Source organism: Microcoleus sp. BROC3, from assembly GCF_036702515.1.
Classification (GTDB): domain Bacteria; phylum Cyanobacteriota; class Cyanobacteriia; order Cyanobacteriales; family Microcoleaceae; genus Microcoleus.
On the sequence record NZ_JAUBTQ010000002.1, the window covers coordinates 86,610 to 100,051 of the forward strand.

Sequence of the window (13,442 nt, forward strand, 5' to 3'; positions counted from 1 at the left end):
TAGCTACGGATACTGCGGGTAATAACAATACCGCCGCAGCAACTCAACTGACTCGCACTGCTGATATCACCACACCTGACATCACCGCACCTACTGTTGCCTTAACATCAACTTCCACAACTACAGTAACTGGTTTATTTAGCGTCACCGCTACCTTTAATGAAGATGTCACGGGCTTTGATAATACTGATATCACCGTAGCCAATGCGACTGTCGGTAACTTTGTTAAAGTTGACGGCAAAACTTACACCTTTGATGTCACTCCCGCTGCTAGTGGTAATGTCACAGTTGATGTCCCAGCAGCAATAGCTACGGATACTGCGGGTAATAACAATACCGCCGCAGCAACTCAACTGACTCGCACTGCTGATATCACCACACCTATTGTTGATGTCACCGCACCTACTGCTAACTGGGCTGCAATTTCTAACCTTACTACAACGGGTGGTACAAGTCAGACATTGACAGTTACTTTCAGCGATAGTAGTGGATTTGATGTTAGCAGTTTAGATGATTCTGATGTTGTTGTAAATTGGTCAGGTGGCGCTATTCCTGCTACCTTTGTTAGTGTTGATATTAATAGCAATGGTACGCCGCGTACAGCAACATATTCATTTACTCCGCCAGGCGGAATTTGGGATAATGCTGACAATGGTACTTACACAGTTAATTTGCAAGCATCGCAGGTGAAGGATACTGTTGGCAACTTGTCTGCTACTAGCAGTTTAGGTACTTTTGGCGTGAATATTGCCACACCAACGCCAACTCCTGCACCTGTACCAACACCAACTTCTGCACCTGTACCAACACCAACTCCCGCACCTGTACCAACACCAACTCCTGCACCTGTACCAACACCAACACCAACTCCTGCACCTGTAACAACACCAACTCCGGCACCTACACCAACACCAACACCCGCACCAAGCCCTGCGGAAACAGCGACACCGACGCCCGCACAAACACCGACGCCAACGCCATCGGTAACGCCAACACCAACAACTAACAACATCCCCAACGATGACTGCATCTGCGATGACATTGACTATCCCAACTTAAACCAACCGAATAGGGTTGAAAACACCATACTCGGTGTATCGTCCATTCAAATAGGCACTGCCAAAAACGATGAATTACTAGGCAGCAACAGCGGCAATCTATTCGATGCCAAATCCGGGAATGACAACTTATATGGTGGCGAGATTCGTGACATCCTCAACGGCAACACAGGCAATGATTTTATCAGCGGTGGCAAAGGTGACGACATCCTATTCGGAGATGAAAATAATGACATCATCCTTGGAGACTTGGGGAACGATTTAATCTTTGGAGGCAAAGGCAATGACTCCATAAATAGCCGCGAAGGTAATGACATCATTTATGCTAATAGAAATGATGACTTCATAGATGGTGGCAAGGATAATGACACCTTATTTGCAGGCAAAGGTAACGACATAATGCTTGGTAGTCAAGGTGATGACTACCTGTTTGGAAATGAGGGTTCGGATACCATCTGCGGCGGGGCTGGCAATGATTTCATCAGCGGTAATGAACAAGCAGATATCCTGGGAGGGTGTGAAGGAAATGATACTCTTTACGGAGGGGAAGACAACGATACTCTCACGGGTTGTCAAGGTGATGATATTCTTTACGGAGACTTGGGCAATGATAGTTTGAGTGGTGGTAGCGGTAACGATATCTTTGCCTTAAAAGCTGGTCAAGGATTTGATATTATTGCTGATTTTACAATCGGTCAAGATTTGATTGGATTAAGCGGAGGTTTGAGTTTTGGTCAGTTAACAATAACTCAAAATACTCAGGGAACTCTCATCAAAAATGTCTTGACAGGAGAAGAGTTATGTGTGATGGTTGGAGTCAGTGCCAATGCGATTACATCTGCTAATTTTCGGTTAATTTAGGAAATCAAAAAAAGTACGATCGCCCATTCGATCAAAAAAGGCTCTCGCACTTCTACCAATTTTAAAAGCTCTAGCAAAAATTTAACGATTATTCATACTTTCGGCCGCGCCACTGAGTAGGCTGATTTAAAGCAGAAATTAGAATTCGCAAAAACGCCAGCGGATCGGCCAAAGGTGATAGCCAAAACAGCCATTTACCCGATGCCCCAGTTGTATCGTAAGAAGGTGCGATCGCCAAACACAAAGCCGATCGCACTGCAACCAAAAATACATTCAATCCCAACAGCCAAAAGTGCCCAAATACACCAACCGGCGGCAGCGAACCAAACAGCAAATAGCACAATACAATCGGCACCGGCAAACCTTGAACCGCCAGCAACAGCCACAAATCGCCCCAAATTTGACCGCCAGAAGCAGCATCTTTCAAATCCAGCGATCGACCCCATTCATTCCAAGTCTCGATCGCCCCCTCATACATCCGCACCTTCAACACTTTTGCCCCATCCAAAAAGCCCACCTTAAAGCCCTTAGCAGCCGCATAGCGAGCCAGAGTCACATCATCGCAAAAAGAACCCCTCGCGACCTCATAGCCCCCTAATGCCACCAAAACCTCGCGCTTACACAAGAAACACTGACCGTTCGCCATCACCCGTTCCGGCACATCCCCGCCAGTCCCCGTCGGCCCGAACCGATAAACCAAAGTCATTAACAAAGCAGGTTGCAGCCACAACTCCCCCGGATACTTGAGGATAAACTGCGGCGACAGCGAAATCAAATCGTAATTTCCAGCTTTCGCCGTTTTGAGTAAACTCGCCACCAAACCCGGATGCGGCACAGTATCCGCATCGATGCCCAAAATCCACTCGCACTTCTCGGAACTTGCCAAAAAACCCGCATTCAGCGCCCAGGGACGCCCTACCCAGCCCGCCGGCAGCGGATCGTCGTTAATCAAGCGAAACCGGGGGTCTTTTTGTGCTGCTGCTTTGACTAAATCTCCGGTTCCGTCTACCGAATAGCTGTCAACCACGATCGCTTCTCGGAGTTCGTAACTTTGGCGGCTTAATCCTTCCAAACAAGGCGAAATGCGATCGGCTTCGTTCAAAGTCGGTACTACCGCAGTACAAGAACCTAACAAATCCAGCGTCGGCGAATCCGGTTCCAGGGGCGGAATGCGCGATGGGCCTTTAATTAACCGCGACATCAGAAGGGCTGCAGCGGGCAATTGCAGCAGCAGGAGTGCGACAGGGAGGATGCTTGTCAGCGGTTGGGAGAACAAGTGAGGGGCGATCGGGAAAACCATACTATTGAAGAATTGAAGAATTGGGAATGACTTACTGGATATGGGTTGGGAGCTTATTTACAGTTGATTTTTTTGGTAACTAATATCAATTAAAAAAAATTAATAAAATTTTGACCTCAAACATATTACAGGAATTGGGAATAATATCAATTCCGGTTGCACTCATACATGATATGGAGGACACGGCAATGCCGTGTCCCTACCGAAAATAATTTTGTAGGGACACGGCACTGCCGTGTCCTAATTTTGGCTAATAATATCAATTCCGGTTGCACTCATACATGATATAGAGGACACGGCAATGCCGTGTCCCTACCGAAAATAATTTTGTAGGGACACGTCACTGCCGTGTCCTAATTTTGGCTAATAATTCCGATGCTACCGGAAACCCTATGAAAAAATCTCCGCTGAAAAACCCGGTTTCTACAAGAAACCGGGTTTTTAAACTAGCTCAAAAATTAGTGTAAGTTTTTGCTAAATCAGCCGCGGTTGCTCACTAGCGACTTACTTGCGCAAAAGGCCCACGGGCTGAGGTGGAATTTCAGCCGCGAGCACAGATGTATCCAAAGATGGCATTGTTTCTGTGGCGTCACTTGCTGCGGGTTTAGCGATCCAGCTTAACGCGATCGCCGGAACAACACCCAGAAGCACAGCTAGCGATGTCGGGAACCAGAACCGAGAATCCAAGGAAGTGACAGTGATAATTGCTCCGAAAGCAAAGTTTACCAAATAAACAATTAAGGGCAAACCCAATTCCGATCGCTCTAATTTAATCGGTTTTTTTCTCCACAAGAAAGCTGCTACAGACATAAATAGCGCCCCCGTACCCATCCACCCAGCCAAATTGCGGTAAGGCATCCCAAAGAAAGCCCCAAGTTCCTCAAACTCCCAAAAAGGCACAGAAGTTTGACTCATCGCCGGATCTAGTACAAAATCCCAAGCTGTTAGCAGCAAAGCACCAAGGGCGAGCGCCCCTATTTGGCGCACCCAGTTGAGTTCACCTTTACCGCCAGCTACTCCAGCCCGAGCAATTACATAGGAAACCAGTCCCAGATAAAACCACGACAGGGGAATTGTAAACGGAACCAGCCCTGCAATTTTGTAACCCAAACCGCTCAAATAGTGGTAGTTGCCGAAGGGAAAACCCGTACTCGTTCCCAACAACTCGCTACTCAAGGACAAAAACACAGAAGGCAGTAAAAAAGCCAGAGTTGCACCCAAACCCAACGTCCGAAACGCATAGAGAGCAACTGCTGCTGCACCAAAGATGATATAAACTACTCCACCCCCAGCCATCCCCCACTGGAATAGCGTTTGCCCTGCTGGTGGCAAACTCATCACCAATTCGGGACGGGGTAAAATCAGCAGCAACCCTGCCAATCCAAAAGCCATTGACAAGACGTGGGCAATCAGGCAAAAGCGCTCAGCAATCAAAAGTTGCTTCATGGGACTCCTCGAAAAAATATTAGATGCGGAAAGCACTCCCTAACAGTTTACAATTTTTAATAAAAAATCAAGCATTTAAGTCAGTTGTCTGTTGTCTGTTGTCTGTTGACTGTTGACTGCAAGCCCGATGCCCAATTCCCAATTCCCCACTTCCGATCTTAAATTACTGCCAATTTCCCACAAGCACGAAAGGTGCCCAGAAATACGGATTCTGATACTCTGGGTTTTGCAGCAGCGTTAATTGAGCGTTGCGGAGGGCTTCAGCTTTGCTGGTTTTAGAAGAAGCAAGCTGTCGGTAAAACTCAGCCATAAAGATAGCTGTAGATTCGTCGTTGACTTGCCAAAGGGTGGCGGCGGTGCTGCGGGCACCCGATCGAATTGCGGCCCCTGCCAAACCCAAAGCCGCGCGGTTATCGCCCGAAGCAGTTTCGCAAGCACTCAAAACCAAAAGTTCGATCGGCTGTTGTTTCTCCCCAGTGCGGGCTCGCAGCAGTCGATCGAACTCCTTAACATTCACTTTCTGATCCCAAGTCACAATAAAAGTATCCGCAGCATTCGAGCTAAACTGACCGTGAGTTGCCAAATGCACGATCGGGTAAGACAAAGCTTTAATTCGATCGTGCAACCGCCCGCTGACAAAATCTTCATTCAGCAGCGAACTCGCCGGCATCTCGGCTGCAATTTGTTGAATTTCCTCCTTCACCCCCGGCAAAGCCGAGAAGCCTTGACGCGCTTCGGAGAGGGCTGCGGTAAGCACTTTTAACTTTACTTGGCTCAGCGGTTTCGGTGCCAGCAATTGCAATCCCGGCGCCAAAGCAATGCTGTATTTTTCTACCAAAAATTTTTCACCGTCGTGCAGCACAGCCATCGGCAGATTGCGCAAGTAACCGTCGAGCACAAATACCAGGGTTTTAATCCCGCTAGCCGTCAAATCCGCTTCCGCAGGCCGGATTAACCAGTCGTAAACCTGTTCGACGGGTTGCCTCCTGTCGCGGGGGAAAGCAGCAGGCCTGATGGTATTTTTGGCTTGTCTGAAGGCAGTTTCCAACTCAGCTTGAGACTTCTTCGTAGCGTAGCGGCGCAGGGGTTTGCCGGGAATAGATAAAATTACCTCCAAACGATCGCTCAAAATAATCGGATAAATCACCGCCGCTGTCGGATCGATTTCCTCGATCGACTTTGGTTTAGCATCAGCGCAAGCATCCCGAAAAAAGTTGTCCAATTCCGCCAACTGCAAAGATTCCACCGTTTGGCGCGCCAGTTTCAATTTAGGTTGACTGGGAGATTCCTCTTGCAAAAGCAGCCCGACTAATTCCCGATAAACCGGTTCGGCACTTTCCCGAAACGAAAATTGCACTTCGGGATTGACTGTCACCAAATCGCCCCGCAGAGAAGACAATATATTGACAGCTTGAGTATATTGAACGATCGCCCCTTCTGTATTTCCCTGAGCTTTCCGAATCCGTCCCAGTTGCCAAAACAATTGGTAAGCAATATCGGGAGATTGAAACGCCGGTGCTAAACTCAAAGCCTCAGTTGTGAGATTTTCCGCTTTCTGATACTGCTGTTGGATTTCCGATAGTTTGCCTTTCGCTGCCAGAATATAAGCTTGTATTCGTTTATCGCCCAAACTGTTTGCTGGTTCGACAGAGCGATCGAGCATTTTGTCAATATCGCTTAAACTCAAAGTTTCCGCAGGCGATTGAGCTAATTTCATCAAGCTTTGAGCTAGATTAATTTGAGCGTAAAGTCCGGCGCGGTTCGACCCCAATTGAGCGACTTGAGGTTCAATGGAACGCCACAAAGCTTCGGCCTCAGACCAATCTTCGCGATCGACCAACAAACTCAATTGGTTTAACTTTGCTTGAATTTGTAGGAGCGATCGCTCCGGCATCGCCTGGGCAGATCGAGCATAATATTCTAGGGCCGAGCGTTCCAAATCAGCGCGCTGTTTGGGTGTCAAACCCGGTTTATTGCTTTGAGCCCGTACCGTATTGCCCAGATTGAGATAAATTGCAGCCTCCTCTGGCCGGGAACCTAATTTTTGGGCTGCTTCGAGTCCAACCGACAGCACATCCTGCGATCGTTCCAGTTGTCCCAAAACCCGCAGCACCCGCCCTAAAGCATGAATTCCCCGGACTTGTTCGAGAGAAACCGACCCCTTTTTTAAACTTTCCAAACCCGCTGCCGAAACTTCGCAAGTTTGGTTTTCCAACTTGAAAGAAGCTAACAGCATTTTGCAAACTCTGGGGTAAAGTCCGAGAATTTCCCAAGCCCGACTTTGATTAATTTGAACTTGAAAAAGTTGGGGTTTTCTATCAATTTGCTCGAAAATTTTAGCAGCTTGCGTCCAAATCTCTATCGCATCTTGAGGCTGCCCCCGTTCAAGTTGCAACTGTCCTTGAATATTGAGAGTTTCAGCCAAAATCCGCTGCTGTTCGGGAGTTTTTGCCTGTGTTCGCACAGCCGACAAACTCGAATTTACAGCTTTTTCTGCTTGTTCCCAAAGCCCCAACTGCCCGTAGGTTGCAGCTAAATTGCTCAAAGCTGTGGCGCGATCGAGATTTTCGCCTTTTGCCTCAAACTGGGTCGCCGCTTGCTGCAACAGCGGTACAGCTTCCGAAAAACGTTCCTCTCGGTACAGAGTTCGAGCTTGACGGACAAGCTGCACCGCTGGTGGTGGATTAACCTGAGCAACTCCGGGAGGAATCGCAACTGCTAGCAGACAGGAAATCACAAATAACAGAATTACTTGTCGGAGCGATCGAGTAAACTTCATACTTTAAAAATAAAATTACAGATGCAGACACACATACTAACTAACCCAAATACATCTTATTCTTTATCTGCGTTAATCTGCGTTAATCCGCCTACATCTGCGGTTAAAAAAACCTAATTTCAACGCGGCACACAACCAGAATTCGGCCGAGGATTGCGAGAGTCAGCAGCATTACCCGGATTATATCCAACCAGCGTAACTTCTCCTTTCGCATTCACCACCCAACCTTGCGCCGGAACAACTTCCCCAGCCCGGATTTCCCCCTCTTCCTTCTTGCCTCGATCGGTTACATCGGTTAAATCCTCTACATTGCTCGTTGCCGAACTTCCTGCCTCTTCTACCCAAGGCAACGGCGATAGAGGGCTGCTGAGGGCATCATTAGGACTTGGTGGCACTCCTCCTTTCCCAGTAGCGGTAAACTCGCTTGCTTGCCCTCTAATGCAGGGATTTGCAGCAATTAACGCAGCCGGATTGACCACATTTTGCGGCAGTTCCACTAAACCTTGAGCGGGATTCACCCCAGAAGCACTAAATGTTACAGTACCTTGCAAAGCCGGGCCGCTACTTTGGGAAATAGCCGCAATATCGCTGGTAGGAATTAAAGATGTTGGACTTACTTGCAACGCTGCAAATTCAGGATCAGTCAGTCCTAAACTACTCCTGGCTTGTTCGCGGTTAAGGCTTGTAAAGCCAAAAATATTTGGTACATTGACCGTAAGTTTTCCGCCCCTAGCTGTGCGAGCATTAGCTGTAATATCGCTATTTTCTCGCGGTAAAGCTACCAAAATATCGCTATTAATTCTGATATTACCGCCCTCAGAAATACCTGCATCCGTGGTGATTCTACTGCCGCGCCGCAACTGAATATCTTGCGCTTGCAGGTTAATATTTGCCCCTGTACCAGAGACAGTCGTGCCATCAATTATGCTTTTATTATCCAGGGAAATTGAGTTAGCTGCAACGTTAATATTGCCAGCTCTACCTGTTCCTGAAGATTGAACGTTAACCACTGCACTGTCCCGAAGAATCAATTGATTAGCATTCAAATTCAACGAGCCTGCATTTCCGCTAGCATTGGAATTGACAGCATTAAAGGCCCTACCAGCCGAGGCTTCAATTCCACTCCTCAACCCACTGTTACTCCCAATACCTTGCACTTGTAAGCGATCGGCATTAATTGTAATATCTCCTGCATCTGCTATACCCAAAGAAGCCGCAGAAATAACGCCGCCATTCTGCACAGTTAGTTTAGGTGTTGACAGGCGGATATCTCCACCTCTACCAGAACTTGCAGTTTGAGTAACAAAAGAACTTGCTACATAGCCCGCATTCTCCAAAAATCTTGACTCGCCGCTCACTTCTACAGACTCGGAGGCTCTCACAGTTAAATTTCCTCCCGTCCCCCCACTTGTAGAAAACACGGCTTCGCCAAAAATCGCACCCGTCGTTAAACTAATTGTGGCTCCATTAGAAACACTCAACCGCTTAGTGTCGATCGTAATATCCCCACCTTTTCCATTCCCATCAAAAGTATTCGTGCCGAGCCGAGTTTGCCCTAGACCTACAGGAAGACTACCCGATAATTCCACAGATTCACTCGCTTTAATCGCGATATTTCCCGATGCTCCATCACTAAGGCTGAAGCTGGCAAACGCACCGCCCTCGCGCAGAATTAACCGTTGCGCTTCAACAGTGATGTTTCCGCCTTGACCAGTGCTTTCGTTCGTTGTTCCGTTATAGAGCGTTGAACTGACGAGTTCGACGGTGTTGGCGCGGATACTCAAATTTCCGCCATTCCCAGCACCAAAGGTGGGGGCACCGCCCACTACCCCATTGCTCATCAACAGCCGTCCGGCTTCAATGTTAATATCTCCGGCTGCTCCACTGCCAATAGCGCTAGTGAACAGAACGATTTGCGAAATAAAAGGGTTGCCTGTTCCAGATGTCTGAAAATTTTCTGTAAGCTGCTGATAGCCCTCAATTCCCAACCCGATCATTTCTACTGAGTCAGTAGCGCGGATGTTGATATCGCTTCCCCTCCCCTCTCCCAGTGTGGAGGCGAAAATTTGCGCCCCCCCCTCTACTCGTAAGTTTTGGGAATTGATGTCAATGCCTCTACCATTTATATTTCCGAGTGTCAATCCATAAATTCCTGAACCGTTAAGATTAATATTTCCACCTCGAATATCGACTTTCCCACCTCCTAATCCGCTGGTATTTATAAATGCACCGTTCATTTCAATATTGCCGAAGTTCTGAATATTGCGATAGTTTAAATTCAGACCTAAAGCTGTTGGTTCAAATTGCACTAAACCTGGACTCTTGACGCTACCTAGAAGAATTTGTCCGGTATAAGCAGTTAGATTTCCTCCTTGCAGTTGAATGTCACCGCCAATTAATGCTAAAGTTTGACCGGGGTCTACGGCTAAACCGAGTTTTTCAAAAGCAGGAATTTCTATGGGTAGTGGTGGTAAGGCGGATGTAGGAGCCTTTGTTTGGGAAGAGTTGACAATTGTGCCGGGATTTTCTCTAAATCTTAAACCCACAGGAATATTAATCGCTAACAATGGCACTGCATTAGAATTAGCTGCACTAAATTCAAACCCATTATCAAAGAGAATTCCGCTACCAGTTGAACCGACAAATGAACCGCGCAAATCTAACCGAGCGTTGGGGCCAAAGACAATTCCTTTGGGATTAAGTAAAAATAAGTTGGCATTTCCTTGGACTCCCAAGACGCCTAAAATATTAGAAGGATTGCCACCCGTAACGCGGGTAAAAATATTCGCAATTCCGTTAGGATTGGCAAAATATGCTCCTCTGCCTTCACCCACGTTAAATTGTTGTAAACTGTGAAATAAATTTACTCCGCGAGTTGCACCGCCTTCTATTCTGTCCGATGGTAAATTATTAATAGTGTCGGGAACTGTGCGCGAACTTTCTGCACCCAAGCTATTATCGGGGATGATTTGGGCGATCGCAGGGAAAGGAAACAGCAGTAAGAATGCAAAAAATAGGGCGGAAGATTGGCGGGGCATCTTTGAAGTCTGGTTAATTTAGTATGAGGAAAATAGCGACGGGCTAGCTAAAACCTGAAGATTACCTATTGAGGTACGCAAACACCCGTCGGTTTCGGACTGCGAAGAGATGCACCATTACTTGAATTATACGCTACCAGCGTTACTTGTCCTCGATCGTCCATTACCCAACCTTGAGCGGGAATAATTTCTGTTGGCCGAACGTCTATGGATGCTCTTTTGCCTTCTACTTGCTGACTTTCACCTACCGCTGGTTCCACCCAAGGAAACGGCGAGGGAGCGCTGCTGAGGGCATCATTAGGACTGGCGGGCACTCCTCCTTTCCCAGTAGCGGTAAATGCGCTATCGGCCCCTTGCGTGCAGGGATTTGCCGCAATTAACGCAGCCGAATCGACCACATTTTGCGGCAGTTCCACTAAACCTTGAGCAGGATTCACCCCAGAAGCACTAAATGTTACAGTACCTTGCAAAGCCGGGCCGCTACTTTGGGAAATCGCGGCGATGTCGCTGGTAGGAATTAGAGAAGTCGGACTTACTTGCAACGCTGCAAATTCAGCATCTGTTAATCCCAAAGTCGCTCGCACCTGTTCGCGAGTGACTGATGTAAACCCGAAAACATTGGGGACATTAATATTAACCCGACCACCGGCGGCCGATCGCGCATTAGCAGTAATATCGCTATTTTCATTGGGGAGGGCGACCAGAATATCGCTTTTAATGTTGATATTGCCACCCTCAGAAATACTTGCATCAGTTGTAATTCTGCTCCCTCGGCGCAACTGGATATCTCGTGCTTCGAGGTTAATATTTGCTCCGGGACCGGATGCCGTTCTACCGTCAATGCTGCTTTGGTTGTCAAGGGAAATTGAGTCTGCTTTGACGTTAATGTTACCAGCCCGTCCCGAGCCCAAAGCTTGCAGATTGAGTGTTCCTTCATTGCGAAGAATCAACTCCCCGACATTTAGATTCAACGAACCTCCGTTAGCCGTAGCATTAGGATCTATAAGGTCAGATGCAATCCCAACGGAAGTCTGAATTTGACTGTTAAATTCACCTTGACCCCCATTCCCAATAACTTCTACACGCCCCGCATCAATCGTGATGCTTCCGGCTTCTCCGCTGCCTAAAGATGCAGTGCTAATAACTCCCCCACCCCGGAGAGTCAGTACAGGTGTAGAAATGTTGATACTCCCTCCCCGATTAGCAGTGTTGGCATCAGCGCAGATGAAACTGGGATTCCGACTCCCATTCGCCAAAACTCCAGAAATACCCTCGACTGTTACTGACTCAGTGGCCCTAACTGTCAAATTACCTCCGGGCCCCCCAGTTGTATTCAACGGTTGGTTGCCCACAACTGCTCCGCTAGATAAACTAATTCCGCCTCCTTCGGAGATAATCAACCGCTTCGTGTCGATATTAATGTCCCCAGCTTCCCCATTCACACCGCTGGCAGTTGAGCCAATTAAACTTGCTACGGGACTTCCAGTGGGAGTCCGCAGCACTTCTACTGATTCATTCGCTTTAATGTTGATATTCCCCGCTCCTCCTTCACCGCGGGTGAGGCTGATCGCACTAGCACCATCGCTTACGGTTAAACGTTTTCCCTCAAAGGTGATATTTCCTCCCCTACCGGTACTCCCCAAAAGTGGGCCACTGTGGATTGCAGAAGCGACCATATCTAAAACCCCGGCACGGATGGTAATATTTCCGGCGTTGCCAGCACCTAACGTGGTGGTAGTCAATGCGCTTCCATTGTCCATCAGCAATCGTCCCGTGTCGATCGTGATGTTTCCGGCGGCTCCCATGCTATTAGTGCCAGTTATCAGCAGAAGTTGTGGGTCAAAAGGGTCGAAAGAGCCAGATACCGTATACTTACCACCAAACACTCTATAGTTATCTAATCCAATTCCGAGCATTTCTACTGAGTCGGTAGCCCGGATATTGACAGCGCCTCCCGCACCACTTCCTGCTGTCAGCGTGGAGATTTGCGTTCCACCTTGGCTCCGAAAATTTTGGGCGTTAATGTCGATCGCCCTGCCATCAATATTTCCCAAAGTCAGGGCATAAATTCGCCCATTATTGAGGTTGACATTTCCACCTCGAATATCGACTTGGCCGCCACCGATTCCACTGGCGTTGATCAGTGAGCCGTTGGTCATTTCAATATTACCAAAGTTGGAAATCTTGTCATAGTTTAAATTTAATCCAAATGGCGTTGTGCCAAATCCAACCATCCCCGGACTAGCGACGCTACCGAGCAAGATTTGTCCGGTAGATGCAGTGAGTGTTCCCTGATTTAATTCCATATCTCCGCCCACTAGGGCGATAGTTTGTCCGGGAGCAACTGCTAAGCCCATGTTATTGAAAATCGGCGGAATTCCTGGGGGTAATTGGGGTAAATTCAAGGCGGGCGCTGCTGAATTGTTAATGATTTTTCCCGAATTTTCTCGGAAATTTAAACCGATAGGTATATTGACATTTAACAGGGGTACTGATTGCGGATTGCTGCTGCTGAATTGATAGCCATTATCGAAAACTACGCTATCAGCAGAACTTGCTAAAAATGAACCACGCAAATCTAACCGAGCATTGGGGCCGAAAACAATTCCTTTTGGGTTAATTAAAAATAAGTTACCGTTTCCCAAAACTCCCAGAGTTCCTAAAATATTTGAGGAGTTTGGGCCCGTAACACGGGTGAATATGTTGGTGATTCCGCTGGGATTGGCAAAATATGCTCCCCGCCCTTCACGGATGTTAAATTCGCGCAAGCTGTGAAAGAGGTTAACGCCGCGAGTTGCACCGCCTTCTATTCTGTCCGAGGGTAAGTTATTAATAATATCGGGAACTGTTCGCGAACTTTCTGCACCCAAGCTATTATCGGGGATGATTTGGGCGATCGCAGGGAAAGGAAACAGCAGTAAAAATGCAAAAAATAGGGCGGAAGATTGGCGGCGCATCTT

General features: G+C 47.6%; 6 protein-coding genes. 1 reads left to right on the plus strand and 5 read right to left on the minus strand.

The genetic code is table 11. The features are described from left to right. Positions 1–1,919: Ig-like domain-containing protein (locus tag QUB30_RS01725; protein ID WP_333328162.1), on the plus strand; the 1,919-nt coding region annotated here is incomplete at its 5' end. 88 nt (positions 1,920–2,007) lie between these two features. On the opposite strand, the gene cruG is transcribed toward QUB30_RS01725, so the two are convergent. From cruG to QUB30_RS01750, 5 genes are all read right to left on the minus strand, one after another. Continuing rightward, a complete protein-coding gene (gene cruG, locus QUB30_RS01730) occupies positions 2,008–3,219 on the minus strand; it encodes a 2'-O-glycosyltransferase CruG (RefSeq protein WP_333328165.1) in 1,212 nt (403 codons plus the stop codon). Between the two features lie 504 nt (positions 3,220–3,723). Further along, on the minus strand, positions 3,724–4,665 hold the full coding sequence (gene cruF, locus QUB30_RS01735) for a gamma-carotene 1'-hydroxylase CruF (protein ID WP_333328167.1): 942 nt from the start codon (positions 4,663–4,665) through the stop codon (positions 3,724–3,726). A 163-nt stretch (positions 4,666–4,828) separates the two neighbouring features. Continuing rightward, positions 4,829–7,444 carry a CHAT domain-containing protein gene (locus QUB30_RS01740; protein WP_333328170.1) on the minus strand — a complete coding sequence of 872 codons (2,616 nt, stop codon included), beginning with the start codon at positions 7,442–7,444 and terminating at the stop codon, positions 4,829–4,831. 119 nt (positions 7,445–7,563) lie between these two features. Next, positions 7,564–10,482 (minus strand): S-layer family protein, encoded by a 2,919-nt coding sequence (locus tag QUB30_RS01745; RefSeq protein WP_333328173.1) that lies wholly within the window; start codon positions 10,480–10,482, stop codon positions 7,564–7,566. 65 nt (positions 10,483–10,547) lie between these two features. Continuing rightward, positions 10,548–13,439: a two-partner secretion domain-containing protein gene (locus tag QUB30_RS01750; RefSeq protein ID WP_333328176.1), complete on the minus strand. Its 2,892-nt coding sequence runs from the start codon at positions 13,437–13,439 to the stop codon at positions 10,548–10,550. Positions 13,440–13,442 lie beyond the last annotated feature (3 nt).